This is a genomic window from Lactiplantibacillus sp. DA1 (assembly GCF_032681335.1).
GTDB lineage: Bacteria > Bacillota > Bacilli > Lactobacillales > Lactobacillaceae > Lactiplantibacillus.
This window is the reverse complement of record NZ_JAWHTQ010000008.1, coordinates 44,230-61,456: the sequence shown is the minus strand read 5'-3', so window position 1 is coordinate 61,456 and position 17,227 is coordinate 44,230. Positions and strand designations below refer to the sequence as shown.

Here is a 17,227-nt window from a genome sequence, read left to right as displayed (position 1 = left end):
CTAGTGATGGTGATTAGTTAAGGATGAACGGGTCTGACGCAATCAGCTCAGCCTAACATCGTCGATTCCGGTTCCATGAACCGAGTTTATGTGGAAAGGAGCGACTGGTTGTTTAATCGCCAGTCAACGATGCTAATGAAAATTTTGATAACAGTCGAGAATTTAGTGATGGATGGTGTCAAACGAGCGGCGACGGTCCTCGGCAATGCGTTGACCTCGCAAGCCGATGTTGCTTTTTACTCCTTGGCCCAACCCCGGTCTTTCTATGAACTGAGCGCACCGCTTATCACGGCGCGCCGGCCCGCAAGTGCGACGGTACTTAATTACTTTGGCGCTGATCCGTTGACAGTTTATGCGCCTCAAATAGATGATTTACTCACGACGATTGGGTCGGGAACTTACGATGCCGTTATTCTCCCGGGAGGTTTACTGACGAGTTTTGCTCCGGCAATCAAACAACGTTTTCCACGGATCAATGTCATTGCGTGGATGCACAATAATGTTGATATCTACCTCAATCAGTATTACGTCCAAATGCAAGATGAACTGGTCGCAGGGCTCTTAGCGGCTGATACGGTCGTGACATTGACCGATTATGATTGGGAAGGCTACTCACGTTTTAACGCTCATACGGTCAAGATCTATAATCCACCGACCATGCAAGCTCATGGTCAGCAGGCCGACTTGGCGCAACACATCATTGCCTACACTGGTCGTATTGACCTGCAACATAAGGGACTCGATTATTTGTTGACAGTTGCGCGGGCTTTGCCCGATGATTGGCAAATCGCAGTCGCGGGAGCTGGTCCCGAAGCGCAATTAGCGACGTTCAATCGGTTGATGGCTGAACTCGATGTTCGCGACCGCATTATTTATCGGGGTGCGCTGAAGGATACTGAGTTACGGGCGCATTATCAACAGGCGAGTGTCTTCATGATGACCTCGCGTTGGGAAGGGATGCCATTAGTTATGGGGGAAGCGATGACGATGGGATTACCGATCGTCTCAATGTGGAATACTGGCTCAGCCGAGTACTTGCAGGGTGGCCAGTACGGTGTGTTGACTCCGGCCCGCGATGTGAATGCTCTGATTACTGGCTTAATGCCGCTGTTAACTGATTTTGACTGTCGCGCTGAATATGCCGCGCGCGCTCGGCAACGCAGTCATGACTTTACCCTGAGCAAGATTGTCCGGCAGTGGCTGGCACTATTGAATCGCCAATATGTTCCGCAAACGGTCGTCGAATCAAATTGGCCTGCGGATTTGAGTAGTGGGGGACGTTAGCCTGTCATAGTGGTCATGATAATCGCTCAGTACCTAGGACCTGAATGGTCGGTGCTGAGCTTTTTTGTCATTGATGGTGGGGATTTTCTTTTGATAGAACTATTATATAAAAATTATGAATTCTATTAATCAATTTGCAATCGCGTGACGACTTTGATACACTCAATCAAAAGGTCAGCGGTGCCTGACCGCATTGGAGGAGCTTGCTATTGAAGACAACGTGGCTGGCTAGTTTACTAGTCACAATCTTTTGGGGCGCCGTATTGGGTCTCGTTGTAACGTATTTAGGTGGGGCGATGGTCGAGGCTTTGACCGCCACCCCCATCGTTCGTGAACCACTCAAAGCCATGGCGGTGGGTATCATATTGGCAGTGATGAGTGGGTTATTAGTGACAACGCATCATTAAGAACTGCATGCTGGCTTTAAGGGCGCTTAACTGACCGCTAATAAGTTTGATAAATTAAAAATGATTCGCCTTCCTGCTAGAGGAAGGTGAATCATTTTTTAGTGTAGATGAATCGCGGGGTTCAATGGTGAACTAACTGTCCGGGGGGCGCTGCACAAATGCTCACGATTTGGATAGTCGGAGTAGTTTGAGTAACGTACCGGCAAGTTCTTCGCGTTGATGGGCTGGCAGATCACTCAGGTAGTCGAGTAATGCAACAATATTAGGTGATTGGAGAAGCTCGTCGCGAAAGAAGTCCGCTATTTTTAAATTCAGAGTTTCAGCGATTGCGGTCAAACTTTGTAGTTTAATGTTATCGACCTTACCACGTTCGAGTCGGGAAATTAGCGAGATTGAAACATTCGATTGTTCGGCCAATTGCTCGATGGTGATGTCGTGTTGCTGTCGGCGTTGCCGAATGATTTTGCCTATCTCGGTTAACATGGGAATCCTCCTTAATCCATTAAGCGTCTTAGCACTAATTTTAGAGGTTTCGCTATGCTTGAAACAGAGCTGTAAGTACCTTATAGGTGCCATTATAAGGTCATTAAAGCTTTTGATACGTGATGCTGATTAAATCACGTTACTTTGCTTTCAGTTATCGAACTCATGCTGAATTTGTGATCCGTTGAATGTGACAAAGCAATTATTAGGTTACGGTTAATGATAAAATAGCAACATACTATAAAGGTCTTTAAATACTTCTTTTAGTCGTATATAATGTTATTAAAGCTTTGTTATAACGCTATTAAATAATTAGTATAGCTTGCAAAGCAGAATAGAAATCAGAGTGTTGGGAGGAGCTTATTTCATCGGATGTCAAATTAATGGAGGAGTGTACCAGAAATGAAAATATGTCCAAATTGTCAGCATGAAAATGAGGCTGATAATGTTTTTTGCGAAAATTGCGGAGCGGATCTGACTCATATTGACAGTGCTGAACGAACGCAAGCCAGTGGAACGGAGCAGAAACTCGGGGATTCAAGGCAATATCAAGCTCATAAACCAGCTAAGACGCAGCAATCAAGGTGGTTGCGAATCAGTGGAAGCGTGCTCGCAGTCGTCATTATTGTGGGAGGTGGATTTGGGTTTTATCAATATCACACTGGTAAAAATCAGCAGATTGCCGCGGAAGTCGAAATGATGACTAGTAATAAGCCCACGACATTGTCGAAACACTTAGTTAGCGATAATACTGGGTTAAAAATCACAAAACAGTCCGTAAAGCCCTTAATGACCTATATCCAAAAACATCCCCAGTACGCACAAGATCTGAAAACAGACTTACAGCATAACGGTTATTCTAGTGATCACACGTTTGTTGTTAAGCAAATCGGAACTAAGTGGACACTATTCCCAACTTACAAATTACGCGTCACCACGATGCAGCCGTTAATCACGACCAATCTAAAAAATGCCACACTGGAAGCAAATGACATCGAATTGGTGACCACCGAAAGTGCGCATGCCACTTATAAGGTTGGTCCGCTGTTTCCGGGGACCTATACGTTTAAACTAAGTAATTCTGACACGACAATTACGCACAAGGTTAATCTGATGGGGCACGCGAACGTCCATGAATTAATTTCGTTAGTTGCGAATAAAAAGGCAGCGACAACGTCAACGGCGAATACTGATACCAAAGCTACCACTGCCAGTGATGAATCAGACTCGAGTTTAATCAACAGCGAGAGTGAATCGCAGAGTGGTACGGGCAGTGCTTATGATGATTTGTCTAGTTCAGCTCAGACAGCTGTGTCAGAAATTGCCGCGGCTACCGGTGGGGATATTAGTGATTATGATTATACGGCGAGTGAACCACACACGGATGTGTATGAAATTAAATGCTATGTTAGTGGTACTAATGATTTAGCAGATACTTATCGATATGATGATGTTAATGATATTCTAGCGCGCTACAACACGAGTACCGGTAAGTTTGAAACGGTAGATTCAAATGATTAACGAGAAATTTATGATTAATTTGGAGGATGTTTAAATGAATAAGCAGGCACTTTTTTGCTCGCAGTGTGGCAATCAACTGAAAGCCGGGGCGAAGTTTTGCCCGAAATGTGGTGCTGTGGTTGCCCCAAACCAGGAAATTCCGGATCAAGGGCAGTCAGTTGCCGAATCCGAGAATACGGTTGAACGTAGTAGTGATGATACCGTCAATAAAATTTTGACCACAGATACCGTCCAACATGTCAAAAAGTTCTCTGGAAGCTACTTTTCGTGGTTTAAGATGACGATCCGGCATCCCGGTCATCCGATTGAACCGACTAATCGGTACTTTGGACTAACTTCGATCGGTCTTGAGGCTTTTTTACTGGTTTTATCAATTGCGTTAATCTTACGTAAGGCACAAAATGTCGCCAATGATTTTACTAGTTCATTGACTGGTGGTAGTTCGGAAGCTGCGATTCATGCTGGCAGCTTTATCCTAAAAACGAGTATGCTGGTGTTTTTCATGGTTCTTGGGATATATGCGATTTATGTTAGCATTGCCTATGCCTTTCGCCGCGTTGTTAATACTGGTTCGATGCAATTTAGTGATTTTATCAATCAATTTGCAGCAATTACGAATTTGATTCTAATCTTTAATCTACTCACGTTGCTTTTGACGATTCTCACTGGAACTGGTAATTTTTCTGGCATGACTGGATTGTTCTTCTTTATGATCCCAACCATTGGGATTATGAATCTGGCATTTATTTATATCATTATTGATAATGTTGTGAAGCCCCATATTGACAAATTTTATGCGTTAATCATTGCTGAAATCGCATTAGGGTTTGCACTATCTGTTTATGTCATGATATTAGCCGTTTTAGGTGGCAATATGCTTTTCTCACAACTATCGTCACTATTTTCGTAAGTGTTAGTACCGTCGGATTACCGGCTTCGTCAGTTGCCGTGACGGATTAGTTAATTTTAAAAGAGACGATGCCATGGATTCAGAGCGGAAAAAAAGGGGACCAGATTTTGAAAAAAAGTGAAACTGTCTGTATCAGTATGCTATTACTGTTATTTATTAGCGGTTGTGGTAGCTCACAGCAGGCCTCGCAAGCTTCACATGCGGATAAGAAGCATGGCGTTAGTGTGGTCAAAGTGAAGCCCAAAGTGATTACTGATAAGGCGCACAAAACAAATGATGCAACTAAGGCAACGAGTACGTCAGTCAACGCAAGTTCTCAGTCGACAAAAACAACGTCTCAACAACGGGGGGGCTACGACTATGAATCTTAATGAGATCAGTCAGGGCTCCTATGGGAGTTTGTTAGGTGACTGGAAGGAAGTTGCTAGTAGTGTCAATAAGCATGATACTAAGGGCAATGTTTGGCAATCTCCCGAGGCTGGCGCTAAATTAACCGTAAAAGACACGAAAATCAGTGACGGTGAAATGGCCTTAGCAAGCGGGAAATTTGAAGATGCGAATGGTGATGAAGAGGCTGTTACTACTACCATTAAACAGGAAAAAGGCGCACTGCATATCGATGGTGATATCGGTGCAGCTGCTGTCACGTACTGGTTTTATCCTAAGGGAGTCGCAATCAGTGGCTGGGGTGATAACGTTCCTGCCACCATTAAGACGGATACTGAGCGAATCATAACGCGCACAAGTAATAATTCTTATGTAAAAGTTTTTGAACGTCAAACGACCGCCGCCAATACGGGAAACCGCAAGTCGACAATGGCGCTCGGCCAGATTAAAACTGGTGATTATTCAAGTTTGAATGGGACTTGGCAAAATGGACAAGGAAATCAAATCAAGATTCATAATCAGCGGATGAAATTTAGCGATTTTGGCCTGACGCAAGACGCTACTCCGGGGACGATTACTAAACTCAAAATGGATGTGCCATCATTAGATGATCAGCAAGGAAATCCTAAGACGGTTGATGGATTGAAGTATCATCAACAATTAACTTATCAAACCTCAAACGGTGCCAGCATGCTTCAAGGCAGTTTTTCAATATCAGGCTCATCTGGCGGACTTTATGATGTGGTATTTATGCCCGGTGGAAATAATGCTGACCTAAATAATGGTGATAGTAGTCGGGACCGTATTGCGGCGTTAGGAACGCAAAATGATCCCCAAAACATTCCAAGTGATAAGATTTATTATCGCTCAAATTAACAGTTTAGAGGCATAATAAAGCTCTTTGTGGCTAAGATAAATATGCAGGTGTCAAAAAAAGGAAGCTCACTGAGCTTCCTTTTTGGACCCTTCAAGATAGATACTTTCATAACAGTTTGATGGCAAGCGTCGGTAGCCAGCTGAATGAAGTTGAACTTGCTTAGTCAGTAGCGCTCGATTAGATGCGGACTATTAAATAAACTTGGCAATGGGGCCGGTACCGTCACCCGTGTGGTGCTAAATGGAAGTTGTAGATCCAACAATTGGGCATGTAACATCAGCCGAGGCGCCGACTCCGCTTGCGAGTCGTAAAGTGGATCACCGATAATCGGGTGGTCACTGGCGGCCAAGTGGACCCGTAGCTGATGGGTGCGGCCAGTATGCAGGGTCAGTTTAACTAAACTCTGATGGGCGGTGGTTGCACATACTTCGTAGTCGGTGAGTGCTGGCTGGGCATCGGCCGTGTTGACCCAGCGTTTGCGTTTGTCGGTAGCATCGTGACCGATTGGCGCGTTGAAATGCCCAGTTGGCGTGGCAAAGTGACCACGTACCCAGGCATAATAAGTCCGGCGAATTTGCTTGTCACTGATTAAGCGGTCCAAAATCGGGACAACAACCGGGTTCAATGCGACTAGCATCGCACCAGAGGTCATTTGATCTAATCGGTGAACCATGTACGGGGCTTGTTGAGTTGGCTGGAGTGTGGCTGCTAGGTCGTTTAAAATTGATCCAGTTTCACCCGGTTGATTAGGATGCGATTTCACGCCAGCGGGTTTATCGACGACTAACAGATCGCTGCTTTGATATAAAATCGTAGCCGGGGCCGTGGCAGCCGCAATATAGTTCGAGGTCGGGGTCCGAAAGTCACTGGGGATAAACGTTAACGTCAGGCAATCACCAGTATTAACGAGTTGTGCAATCGACGTTGGTGCACCGTTCAGTTGGATTCGACGCGTTTGGCGTAACTGGCCCTGAATGCGCTTGGGAATCAGCCAAGCCTGAAGACAAGTCCGAATCGACTGTTGATTCAAACTAGGCGGGATGGTGAGTTGATAAGTCCAGGTCATGAATGAAACTCCTTTATAACGGGGAAGACGAGGCAACGCACAGAAGCCACTAAAAAAGTCTGGAACGTATCCAGACTTTTTTGTTAGTCTTCTTTTTTGGCTGCCGGTTTAACAATTAGGACATCACAAATTGCATTGCGACTGACATAAGTTGTTACGGAACCGACCATTAAACGCTCAACGGCGGATAAGCCAGTTGAACCAATCATAATTAATTCGTTGTGATGGTCAGCTGGAAATTCACGAGCAATGACTGTTTTAGGATTGCCAAAACGAACGTGAACATCAACGTCGGTTACCCCAGCGTCAAGGACCTGTTGCTTGAGTTCACCTAAGCGTTTTTGAACATCTTCTGATAACTTGTAGATTACGTCACCACTGACCGCGCCGCCATACGTGTCACTGAATTGGTTAACTTCCAACACGTTTAAAATGTCGAGATGTGTCTTGTTACGCTTAGCGACTTCGATGCCCCGACGAAGAACTTCATCGGTGGCCTTGGAGCCATCAACTGGTACCAAGATATTTTGATATTGTTGTAACATAATGGTTACCCCCGTTTGATATGGCTAGTTAATATCTATATTTTAGCATTAATTTTCAATGATGTAAGTATTTTAAACCGATTTATGAACATGTATGTTTAGCTAGACTATCTGAGTAAATAGTAGTCGAGTAACAATAGCAAGGAAAGTGTTTTTCTAGAATCATTATCAGTGGCAAAGATTATCTACAAGTAGTTCAAAATATTAAACTTATCGAAATTGCTGTGCACCGTTTAATTTTTGAGCATTACGACGCCAAGATGTAGGTGGTTCGAAAGATATATCTGAAGTAAGAGAGTGTAAATCGTGACAAGCTGTTCCCAGTAGAGCTAATAGTTATCAACTTTACTGGGAAAATTAGGCTGGGTGCAATTGTTAGTAACAAATTTTTAACAAGTCAGTTATGTAATGAAGTGGTATGTATATTAATAAAATATCGGTTATGACTTATTAATATATGGAGACACTATTGTTTGACCGTTCTAATAACGTTAAATAGATATGGTATTATATTTTGCAAATATCATGTCGCAAACCGATGTCATAATAGTATTATATGTTTTATTAATCATAAATTTAATAATAAGTAGTTTGCTTGGAATGTTAAAATGCTGGATCTTTACTTTACTCAATTAGTAATCGTAACGTGGCGTGATAAGGTTTAAACTAATAATGATATGTTTGCTTTACGTAAACTATTAGTACTTATAACTATAAGAAAAAAAGAAACTTGTGTGTTGGGAATGTCAAAAACATCTGAAATCTTAAAAATAAAATAGAAAACCGCCAATGTAAGCGTTGACATGAGAATGATGTGGTGGTTTAATATTGATGTAGGTTGTTATAACAACATAACAAGTCATGGAGATAAAAACAAAATGACTAGTTCAAAAATTGTTCCACTTTATCAGAGCATGCTTAATGATTTGATTCGTCAGATTGAGTCTGGTGAGTTGGTAGAAAATGCTAAGTTACCATCAGAGCAGAAACTTGGTGAAAAGTATGATGTTTCCCGGATTACTGTTAGACGCGCACTAGCAGAGCTGGAAAATAAAGATTATATTTACAAAAAACAAGGACAAGGTTCGTTTGTAAAAAACAAAGAGGACATTGATTTAGGTATTCATTACCTAGATGTCCGCAAAGCAATTGAAAATATGAATGCTGTTCCAGAAATAAGACTTGAAGCGTTTAAATTGATTGTGGATGGTTCGGAGTCTGATGTTCGAAAAGTAATGGAAATAAACTCCGATGTTTATTTGTATTATCTACGTTATATGGTTTATGCGGATCATCGACCTGTCTTCCATGAACAAGTCTATTTACCTTTTGAGCGCTTCCCACGTATTTTTAACAGCGAGATTGTTAATAATGATTTGATGCCTTTTTTGGTTAAAAAGTATGGACTAAAGGCTAGTTTCTTTTCACATACTCAACCTGCGTTAATTACTAAAAGTAACCGGAAAGAATTTGACTTAAATGTTGGCGATCCAATGATTTATATGCAGACACGTGGAATAGAAGAGAAAGAAATAATTTACTATAGAAAAGCAGCCGTGGTAGGAAATCTGATTATGTATATCGTAGGTTAATTACTATCCGCTGTGAATAGAGGGATAAATATGAGTGAACCAAATATTGTGCTTACAAGAATCGATAACCGACTAGTTCATGGACAAGTTGGTGTTGTTTGGACTTCTTCTGTTGGAGCCAATTTATTATTGGTGGCTAATGATGAAACTGCTAATGATCAATTGCAACAAGAATTGATGGCTGCAACTGCTGAAACATCAGGAGTTGGAATTCGATTTTGGACAATTGACAAGACTATCAGTACTATTCGCAAAGCAAGTCCGCGACAACATATCTTTTTGGTGATTCGTAATGCCCAAGATGCGCGTCGATTAGTAGAGGGTGGTGTTCCAGTAAAAAATCTTAATCTTGGAAATATGCATTTTTCAAAGGGAAAGGTTCAAGTAACTAAATATACTTATATGGATGAGCAGGACAAGGCTGATTTGAAATATTGTGCTGATCATGGTGTGAATGTTTATGTGCAAGAAGTTCCGGAAGATAAAAAACAACCTTTGGAAGAGGTGATCTAGATGCAAGTCACCTTAATTCAGGGCCTCCTGATTGGATTATTTGCTGTAATTGCTGGTATTGATTTTTGGTTAGAGGGTTTGTATATATTTCGACCGATGATCGTATGTACAGTAACTGGTGCTATTTTAGGTAATCTGACTCTTGGTATTATTGCCGGTGGATTAACAGAGCTAGCTTTTGCGGGGTTAACACCAGTTGGTGGGACACAGCCACCTAATCCAATTATGGCAGGGATCATGACAGTTGTATTAGCGTATACTACTGGCAAAACACCTTCAACGGCTATTGGATTGGCACTACCATTTAGTATTTTAATGCAATATATCATTTTGTTTTATTACTCTGCATTTTCAGTCCTTACTAAAAAATTAGATGCATATGCATCTAATGTTGAAACTAAAAAGTTTACAAGACTGGCACTGTTGCCTACAGTACTTGTTGCATTAACGTATGGTGTGATTGCTTTTCTTTGTGTCTATGGTGCTCAAGAGCCAATGAAAGCATTAGTTAATTCGATGCCCGTCTGGTTAAGTCATGGTTTTGAAATTGCAGGGAATATCTTGCCTGCAGTTGGATTTGGATTGTTACTTAAAAGTATGTTAAAAGCTGAATATGTTCCGTATTTATTACTTGGCTTTACCGCGGCATGCTTTATTAAGTTTGGTAATTTGATGCCGGTTGCGGTAATTGGGATTGCACTTGCTTTTATTGAGTTCTATCACAATAAGAAACAAACTGATAACGAGAAAAAAATTAAGTCAATGATTGAAAGTGCCAGTGGAAACGGAGATGATAGTGATGGCATCTAATTCACCGATATCAGAACGAGGTAAATTAACGAAACATGATGTACGAATGCTCGGTTGGCGATCACTGTTCAATCAGTCAGCAATGAACTATGAACGGATGCAGGCAGATGGTTGGACACTGGCAATGTTGCCATCACTAAGAAAAATTTATGGTAATGATAAAGAAGGCTTAGCTGCTGCTCTTGAATCAAACTTGCAATTTATTAACACTAATAATTATGCTGCACCATTGTTGATGGGCCTAGAAGCATCACTTGAAGAACATGGCGAAAAAAGATCGACAATTGATGGATTAAGAATCGCATTGTTTGGTCCGTTAGCTGGTATTGGAGACGCGATTACCTGGTTTACAATCTTACCAATTGTCGCTGGGATTACAGCATCTTTTGCTAAACAAGGTAGCATTCTTGGCCCATTAGTTTTTTTCCTAGTCTATTTGGCAATGTTTATAGCACGGGCACCAATTGCGTTATTGGGATATAATGCCGGTACAAAAGCTATTTCAAAGATTCGTGAAAATTCTGGAATTGTATCACATTGTGCTAGTATTTTGGGGTGCACTGTTATTGGGGGATTAATTGCTACCTATGTACAAATTACGGTCAAAACAAAGATTCCAGTTTCAGCAGGACATACGATTGCTATTCAAACACAATTTTTTGATCGGATTTTCCCTAATTTATTACCATTAGGGTATACCTTCTTATTGTATTGGCTATTGAAGAAGAAAAATGTGAGTCCCGTAATCCTAATATTAGGAACATTTATTTTGGCAATCCTTTTCTCATGGATGGGAGTTCTTTAGGATGAAGATAATAGTTAGTGGACACGGAAATTATGCAAGTGGGCTACATTCAACAATACATTTGTTAGCTGGTGATGTCGCTAATATTGAGTATGTCGATTTTACTGATAATATGAATGATATTCAGCTTAGTGAGCGATTTCAACGTGCTGTGATTGGTGAGGATAGTGCTGTTTTTATGTGTGATTTATTGGGAGGTACGCCATTTAAGGAAGCTGTTAAGTTAAGTCAAGTGAGTCAAAAGGATATTGCAGTTACAAGTGGTTGCAATGTTGGTGCATTGCTTGAAGTGGGGATTGAGCTTACAGCTTATTCAGCTTCGGCTGAAAAATTAGCTGAAAAATTAGTTGAAATTAGTCAGGTACAAACCAAAGTTTTTCATCATCGAGTTATTCAAGTTAATGATGAGGCAGAGGGTATTTAACGAAATATATAAATTGTCCGATTAACAAGTTATCCGTTGATCGGATTTTTTTGTTGAGAATATGCTATTTGGGATAGAAAAAGTGCGCCTTATAAATATTTTGATGCAGATGAAAAAGCATGACTTTTTTGGTTACAGAGTGTTTTTGAAAAATTAATAATTGTGAGTGAAGTTGGTTGGATAATCATCTGTTCTTAATTAGTTTAAAGTGCTTAAAAATAAAGTCAACTTTGACAAAGTTAATATTATCAAGGGATTTGGGCGATTGGTGATACTAGTCATGATAACCACCTGGTAATTGGTTAATAATTCAAAATGATAACGGTGTCAATCAATCGATATGAATAAAATAATTGGAAGCAATCAAGATTGAATGTGGGCCAGTGACATGCTAATATTATTCTGTAATAGCAGGTTTCACAAGGGAAATCAATCGGTTGTGTTAACAGCTAACTCACGGAAAGTTTGGGGATTTTAAATTGAAAATAGGAATGACAAAAAAAGTAGTAACTTCATTATTGTTGAGTACCGCTTTATTACCAATGTTGAGCGGTAAAGCTGATACGGCAACAGCAGATCGTAAACCAGCAGCTGCGACTAAGGGGAGTAGTACGGCCTCTGCTGCTAGTCAACAGGTCACACTAAGTGCAGGCAGTCAGACGGCTACCAGTGCAACTGATCAATCGGCTGCTAGTAATGCCAATTCAGCGGATAATAAAACTAATACAGTTAGTGCTAGTGCCACGAGTCGCGTGACAGTTCGGGCAGCTAGCGTAGCAACCAGTCAGGAATCTAAAACTGACAGTACAGCACTGCAAAGTCAGGTATCTGCCAGTGAAGCCACTAATGATGATACCGCGGCCAGTGCTACGGCGGCTACGACGACTAGTGCGGTCGAACAACTTGATAAGACGGCTAAGACTGGTGAAGTTGCGAGTCAGAGTGCTAGTGCTGAGCCAGCTAAGGCCAGTGAGGCGACAAGTCAAGCCAAGCAAGCTGTGACTACGGACAAGCCCGCTTCAGCAGTCGCTAGTGATGCCGCTAAGTCGACTGCGCAGTCATCAGCATCAGCGCAAGATACTAAGCGGGCCGTTGCTGCTAAGGTGTCGCCACAGATTGAGACGACAGTGGCAGCTGATGCGGTTCGTTCATCGGTGATGACGACGCGTTCGACCAAGGCGGCCACTAGTCAAGAAGTTTTCTTGGATCAAATCAAAGCTGGCGCAATCTCTGGTTGGAACAAATATCAAGTTTTACCATCAGTGACAGCCGCACAGGCGATTCTGGAAAGTGGTTGGGGTAAATCACAATTAGCAACTCAAGGTAATAATTTGTTCGGTATTAAGGGCAGTTACCAGGGACAGTCGATCTATTTCCCAACGCAGGAATGGAATGGCTCACAATACATTACGATTCAAGACGCTTTTCGGAAGTACCCGAATTGGTCAGCGAGTGTCGAAGATCATGGTGCCTTTTTGGTCGTCAATCCACGTTACAGCAATTTAATTGGGGTCACCGATTATCGGCGTGTTGCTAGTCTCTTGCAACAAGATGGTTATGCAACGGCCCCAACGTACGCGAGTTCACTGATTAGCATCATTGAATATAACAAGTTGCATGAGTGGGATCAAGAAGCAATTAGTGGTCAGCCTAGTGGCGGTAATAATAACAATCAGGTTCAACCCGATCAAAACGTTACGGCAACGAGTGGCACACATAAATTTACTAAGACCACGACGATTCACAATGCGCCAGACGCAGCCAGTGCCGTAGTTGGGACTTACAATGCTGGTGAAACCGTGAACTACAATGGTAAGTTGACGGTCGGCAATGCAACTTGGTTACGTTATCAGTCTTACTCTGGGGTATCACGTTACGTGATGATCAGCCAGACAACCACTAATAATGACAATAATCAAGCAACGGTTACACCTGCTAGTGGGTCATATAAATTTACCGCAAAGACCAACATTCGATCAGCTGCAAGCAAAACGGCTCAAGTGGTCGGCACTTATAATGCCGGTGATACGGTTTACTATAATGGCAAGATTACCACGGGTGGGACAACTTGGTTACGGTATTTGTCCTATTCAGGTGCTCAGCATTACGTGGCCATGAGTGGTGATGAGGTTGGTTCTGTGGCTAAACCAGACGTGGTTGCAACTAGTGGGTCGTATCGGTTCACGAAAACGACTGCAATCAAGAATTCACCCACAACTAGTGCGACAACGATCGGTACGTATAATGCTGGTGACACAGTCTATTACAATGGTAAAGTGACGACCAATGGGCAAACTTGGTTACGTTACAGGTCCTATTCAGGTGCCCAACATTATGTTCAAATTACTGGTGGGAGTACTTCGACTAATGTCAACAAGCCTCAAGTAACACCACAGAGCGGTAGTTATCGATTTACTCAGACAGCAACGATTAAAAACACACCAGCGGGCAGTGCCCCAAGTGTTGGCACCTATCATGCTGGTGATACAGTTTATTACAATGCTAAGGTAACGGCTAATGGTCAGACCTGGTTGCGGTATCTTTCTTATTCAGGTGCGCAACACTATGTCGCTATTAGTGGGAACGCGTCAACCGGGAACACGACATCTAAACCGGTCATGAATAGTCAGGGCGCCTTTCGTTTCGTAACGACGACTAATATTCGTACTGCACCAAGCACGAAATCGAGCGTAGTTGGCGCATATAATGCGGGTGAGACGGTTTATTATAATGGAACTGTTCAGGCTGAAGGTTACACCTGGTTACGCTACCTCAGTCGTTCAGGTGCCACCCATTATGTTGCCATGCTCAAGGGATAAGCATATTAGTTGTTCCGAGTTTTAAATGGCTTTATACTGACAATAGTTAAATGGATAGCGATTACGACCGCTATTAATTTTGCGGCAACCTGGTCGGCTTCGGCTGATCAGGTTGTTTTTTATTCGCGTTTGCAATCGCTTACATTATATGCTATATTGGATTTATCGGAAGAGTCACAGGTCAGTATCAATCGTTACCCAATTGTTGTAACAAACCCGTCAAGTGATAGCTAGTGCAGTATAGCAGCGTTTCCGCTAATTTCGGATAACTGACTGGCCCAACCTCCATCTATTGATGGCACGGTTATACCCACGGAGAACGGATTGCCGCCAATCAAACGTTCACGGATGTGGATAGTGAATCAGTCATCTTGTGGTATGAAGAATACCACGCCAAACTTTTTGTATGATTCTTCCAAAAAAAGGGCTCACATTGTGGGTCCTTTTTTCATCTTGCTGTATGATTAAAGTAACCTAAAGCTGAAGGAGATATTAAAACTATGTACTATGTCGCAATGAAAGATCATGAGATTGGCCGTAATCTGGCTACCGAACAATATTTAATGAATAACGTGGATTTTGATGAACCATTAGTTTTGTTCTACTATGAAGAACCGTGCATCATTGTTGGTCGTAACCAGAACACCCTTGAAGAGATTAATGCAGACTACGTGCGGGAACACCATATTACTGTCACCCGACGGCTTTCTGGTGGTGGGGCGGTGTATCAAGATCTTGGCAATCTCTGCTTCAGCTTCGTAGTGGATAGTGATAGTCAAGAGTTTGGTGATTTTAAGACCTTTACGAAACCAATTATTGATGCTTTACACGATATGGGTGCCACCACAGCAACGGTTAGTGGTCGTAATGATTTGTTAGTTGATGGCAAGAAGTTTTCTGGCAACGCGATGTATTCACGCAATGGCAAGACGTTCTCCCATGGGACGTTAATGCTGAACGTTGACTTGAACGTTGTGCCTCAAGCACTGACGGTACCAACTGATAAGATTGCTTCTAAGGGGATCAAATCAGTTCGAAGCCGGGTGACGAACTTGCGACCATACTTAGCACCGGAATACCAGAATATTACGGTACCTGAATTCCAAGACGCATTACTGAAAGAGTTATTTCATGTGGATTCATTAGATCAAATTGCAGACAAGGAGTACCAGGTCACTCCTGAACAACAAAAAGCTATTGATAAAATTTACGAAGACTATTATGCTAATTGGGACTGGGTTTACGGCAAATCACCAGAATTCTCAGTTAAACGACGTCAACATTTTGATATGGGAACGATTGATGCCCGGATCTCAGTGGATGACGGCTTAATTAATAATATTAAATTTTATGGCGATTTCTTTGGTAGTGGCAACGTTCAAGATATTGAAGCAGCCCTCAAAGGCGTGCGGTATGACCATGAAGCCATCGCCAAGGCGCTAGCGGATATTGATTTGAACCAGTATTTCACTGGAATTGAACGACCAGCCATTATTGACTTAATTGCCCAGTAATAGGAGTGATTTGTTGAAACTGACCCGCTTAGTTGCATTTGCGTTTGTATCCTTTTTTTGTTACGGTATCGTCAACTGGATGATGTCAACCAGCCATTTTCACTTACAATCAAAAAGCATTTCGGTGGCTGAAATGTGGCAGGGATTGTTAATTGCCTTAGTGTTGTATTTTTTGGGCGTGCTAGCAGTGTATATTAACCGCATGCTGGGTTTCTATGTTCTAGGGCTCGTCGTGTTGATTTATAGTCTGGGACTAGTCAGTGCGTTGATGTCCGGGTATCAGAGTACGGCTGGTATGGAGATCAAGCTGTTGTTAGAGATTATGGGTGTGATTGGATTGGGAATCAATTTTTATACGCTAGTGTTATTGACTCGCTGGCGGCGTGCAAATTAATGAAATTGAATAAATAAATGAGGGATAGTGTTTTATGCAACGAAACGTACAAGATTTTATCGATGATGTTACGGCTGAAAAGATCACGCAGGCAAGTTTAACGGGCGCCTATGCGCAATTAGCAACCAAGGCCAAGCCATGGCTAGCTAAATTATTGGCCGCGATTAAGGCCGACCAATTAGCCCAAGTGACTTTAACGGCCAAGCATGAGCCCGCAATTAGCTTTCGACTGGAAACGAGTGTCATTAACTTGCCACTGGCCAATTTAACTGAAATTGGAAAGGTCACGGCTGCTGATGATACGATGCCAATCAACGTCTATATGATTGCTGAGTCCGAAGCCTTACCATCTGGTTTGCGGATTGATGAATTGGGAACGGCCGATGATGTGTTGGCAGATCAAGCTAATGCTGAAAAATTATTAACGGATTGGCTAACGACGCAGACTGATCGGTTAGATCAAATTACTGCGGCGGAAGCTTAAACGTAACCTTTACGAGTTAATTACTGAATCTTTACATGACTATGGTAAGGTAAGAATTGATATTGGAGCCAAGCCAAAATCAAAATACCAATGGAATTGGGTGTGCCGGTTGCTAGTTAACGGGAACACCCAATTTTTTAGTGATGGTCGTTTTTATTAGTGGCAAGTAGTGCTAATAATAATGACAAGCAGTAGTTGCCAGCTGTGCTTCAGTCATCCACAATCAAGACTTGCATTTTATGGCTAGAGATGATATGGTAGTCCATGCGATGAGTCGATAGAGTCAGATCGTTAGTAATAACGGTTCCGCGCGAGCGGCTAGTGACTAATATTGATAGCGGGGCACGTTTCTCTGACGTATTTCAGAGTGCTTGGGTCACTGACATTGTGGA

18 protein-coding genes are annotated in these 17,227 nt (G+C 42.2%); 15 read left to right on the top strand and 3 right to left on the bottom strand.

Annotated features, from left to right (window positions below; translation table 11 throughout):
* Positions 1-135: 135 nt before the first annotated feature.
* Both RXV91_RS12880 and RXV91_RS12875 read left to right on the top strand, forming a co-directional pair.
* The gene (locus RXV91_RS12880) at positions 136-1,284 is read left to right on the top strand and encodes a glycosyltransferase (RefSeq protein WP_316440187.1); all 1,149 of its coding nucleotides are present in this window, start codon (positions 136-138) and stop codon (positions 1,282-1,284) included.
* 209 nt (positions 1,285-1,493) lie between these two features.
* Complete coding sequence (locus tag RXV91_RS12875) at positions 1,494-1,691, top strand: DUF2929 family protein (protein ID WP_003645904.1); 198 nt, start codon at positions 1,494-1,496, stop codon at positions 1,689-1,691.
* 162 nt (positions 1,692-1,853) lie between these two features.
* On the opposite strand, the gene RXV91_RS12870 is transcribed toward RXV91_RS12875, so the two are convergent.
* On the bottom strand, positions 1,854-2,174 hold the full coding sequence (locus RXV91_RS12870; RefSeq protein WP_316440186.1) for a helix-turn-helix transcriptional regulator: 321 nt from the start codon (positions 2,172-2,174) through the stop codon (positions 1,854-1,856).
* A 402-nt stretch (positions 2,175-2,576) separates the two neighbouring features.
* Here RXV91_RS12870 and RXV91_RS12865 point away from each other — a divergent pair, with 402 nt between their 5' ends.
* The 4 genes from RXV91_RS12865 to RXV91_RS12850 all read left to right on the top strand — a co-directional run bounded on the left by RXV91_RS12865 (position 2,577) and on the right by RXV91_RS12850 (position 5,868).
* On the top strand, positions 2,577-3,695 hold the full coding sequence (locus RXV91_RS12865) for a TcaA second domain-containing protein (RefSeq protein ID WP_316440185.1): 1,119 nt from the start codon (positions 2,577-2,579) through the stop codon (positions 3,693-3,695).
* 34 nt (positions 3,696-3,729) lie between these two features.
* On the top strand, positions 3,730-4,605 hold the full coding sequence (locus tag RXV91_RS12860; RefSeq protein WP_003642645.1) for a zinc ribbon domain-containing protein: 876 nt from the start codon (positions 3,730-3,732) through the stop codon (positions 4,603-4,605).
* 107 nt (positions 4,606-4,712) lie between these two features.
* Complete coding sequence (locus RXV91_RS12855) at positions 4,713-4,976, top strand: hypothetical protein (protein WP_316440184.1); 264 nt, start codon at positions 4,713-4,715, stop codon at positions 4,974-4,976.
* On the top strand, positions 4,966-5,868 hold the full coding sequence (locus tag RXV91_RS12850; protein WP_316440183.1) for a DUF6287 domain-containing protein: 903 nt from the start codon (positions 4,966-4,968) through the stop codon (positions 5,866-5,868). The genes RXV91_RS12855 and RXV91_RS12850 overlap by 11 nt, the downstream gene beginning before the upstream one ends.
* A 164-nt stretch (positions 5,869-6,032) precedes the next feature.
* On the opposite strand, the gene RXV91_RS12845 is transcribed toward RXV91_RS12850, so the two are convergent.
* Both RXV91_RS12845 and RXV91_RS12840 read right to left on the bottom strand, forming a co-directional pair.
* A complete protein-coding gene (locus RXV91_RS12845) occupies positions 6,033-6,935 on the bottom strand; it encodes an RluA family pseudouridine synthase (RefSeq protein ID WP_316440182.1) in 903 nt (300 codons plus the stop codon).
* 83 nt (positions 6,936-7,018) lie between these two features.
* Positions 7,019-7,480, bottom strand: coding sequence for a universal stress protein (locus RXV91_RS12840; RefSeq protein WP_021732767.1), 462 nt, complete (start codon positions 7,478-7,480; stop codon positions 7,019-7,021).
* A gap of 809 nt (positions 7,481-8,289) precedes the next feature.
* Between RXV91_RS12840 and RXV91_RS12835 the strand changes: the two genes are divergently transcribed.
* The 9 genes from RXV91_RS12835 (at position 8,290) to RXV91_RS12795 (ending at position 16,835) form a co-directional block, all read left to right on the top strand.
* Positions 8,290-9,072 (top strand): GntR family transcriptional regulator, encoded by a 783-nt coding sequence (locus RXV91_RS12835; protein ID WP_316440181.1) that lies wholly within the window; start codon positions 8,290-8,292, stop codon positions 9,070-9,072.
* 30 nt (positions 9,073-9,102) lie between these two features.
* Positions 9,103-9,585, top strand: coding sequence for a PTS galactosamine transporter subunit IIB (gene agaB / locus RXV91_RS12830; RefSeq protein ID WP_316440180.1), 483 nt, complete (start codon positions 9,103-9,105; stop codon positions 9,583-9,585).
* A complete protein-coding gene (agaC, locus tag RXV91_RS12825; protein ID WP_131510160.1) occupies positions 9,586-10,395 on the top strand; it encodes a PTS galactosamine transporter subunit IIC in 810 nt (269 codons plus the stop codon). It begins immediately after the preceding gene.
* Positions 10,385-11,200, top strand: a complete 816-nt coding sequence (gene agaD, locus RXV91_RS12820) for a PTS galactosamine transporter subunit IID (protein WP_131510159.1) — start codon at positions 10,385-10,387, stop codon at positions 11,198-11,200. The genes agaC and agaD overlap by 11 nt, the downstream gene beginning before the upstream one ends.
* A gap of 1 nt (position 11,201) precedes the next feature.
* A complete protein-coding gene (locus tag RXV91_RS12815) occupies positions 11,202-11,624 on the top strand; it encodes a PTS sugar transporter subunit IIA (RefSeq protein ID WP_316440179.1) in 423 nt (140 codons plus the stop codon).
* A 479-nt stretch (positions 11,625-12,103) separates the two neighbouring features.
* A complete protein-coding gene (locus tag RXV91_RS12810; protein WP_316440178.1) occupies positions 12,104-14,443 on the top strand; it encodes an SH3 domain-containing protein in 2,340 nt (779 codons plus the stop codon).
* Positions 14,444-14,943: 500 nt separating this feature from the next.
* On the top strand, positions 14,944-15,957 hold the full coding sequence (locus tag RXV91_RS12805) for a lipoate--protein ligase (protein ID WP_316440177.1): 1,014 nt from the start codon (positions 14,944-14,946) through the stop codon (positions 15,955-15,957).
* 13 nt (positions 15,958-15,970) lie between these two features.
* A complete protein-coding gene (locus RXV91_RS12800) occupies positions 15,971-16,351 on the top strand; it encodes a hypothetical protein (RefSeq protein WP_033609678.1) in 381 nt (126 codons plus the stop codon).
* Between the two features lie 34 nt (positions 16,352-16,385).
* On the top strand, positions 16,386-16,835 hold the full coding sequence (locus tag RXV91_RS12795; RefSeq protein WP_316440176.1) for a hypothetical protein: 450 nt from the start codon (positions 16,386-16,388) through the stop codon (positions 16,833-16,835).
* Positions 16,836-17,227: the final 392 nt, after the last annotated feature.

Excerpts from the sequence above, each read along its gene's own strand:
- RXV91_RS12880 (WP_316440187.1), top strand. The coding sequence starts at position 136 with ATGAAAATTTTGATAACAGTCGAGAATTTAGTGATGGATGGTGTCAAA.
- RXV91_RS12805 (WP_316440177.1), top strand. The coding sequence starts at position 14,944 with ATGTACTATGTCGCAATGAAAGATCATGAGATTGGCCGTAATCTGGCT.
- RXV91_RS12860 (WP_003642645.1), top strand. The coding sequence starts at position 3,730 with ATGAATAAGCAGGCACTTTTTTGCTCGCAGTGTGGCAATCAACTGAAA.
- RXV91_RS12815 (WP_316440179.1), top strand. The coding sequence starts at position 11,202 with ATGAAGATAATAGTTAGTGGACACGGAAATTATGCAAGTGGGCTACAT.
- RXV91_RS12870 (WP_316440186.1), bottom strand. The coding sequence starts at position 2,174 with ATGTTAACCGAGATAGGCAAAATCATTCGGCAACGCCGACAGCAACAC.
- agaB (WP_316440180.1), top strand. The coding sequence starts at position 9,103 with ATGAGTGAACCAAATATTGTGCTTACAAGAATCGATAACCGACTAGTT.
- agaC (WP_131510160.1), top strand. The coding sequence starts at position 9,586 with ATGCAAGTCACCTTAATTCAGGGCCTCCTGATTGGATTATTTGCTGTA.
- RXV91_RS12845 (WP_316440182.1), bottom strand. The coding sequence starts at position 6,935 with ATGACCTGGACTTATCAACTCACCATCCCGCCTAGTTTGAATCAACAG.
- RXV91_RS12850 (WP_316440183.1), top strand. The coding sequence starts at position 4,966 with ATGAATCTTAATGAGATCAGTCAGGGCTCCTATGGGAGTTTGTTAGGT.
- RXV91_RS12835 (WP_316440181.1), top strand. The coding sequence starts at position 8,290 with ATGATGTGGTGGTTTAATATTGATGTAGGTTGTTATAACAACATAACA.
- RXV91_RS12840 (WP_021732767.1), bottom strand. The coding sequence starts at position 7,480 with ATGTTACAACAATATCAAAATATCTTGGTACCAGTTGATGGCTCCAAG.
- RXV91_RS12795 (WP_316440176.1), top strand. The coding sequence starts at position 16,386 with ATGCAACGAAACGTACAAGATTTTATCGATGATGTTACGGCTGAAAAG.
- RXV91_RS12865 (WP_316440185.1), top strand. The coding sequence starts at position 2,577 with ATGAAAATATGTCCAAATTGTCAGCATGAAAATGAGGCTGATAATGTT.
- agaD (WP_131510159.1), top strand. The coding sequence starts at position 10,385 with ATGGCATCTAATTCACCGATATCAGAACGAGGTAAATTAACGAAACAT.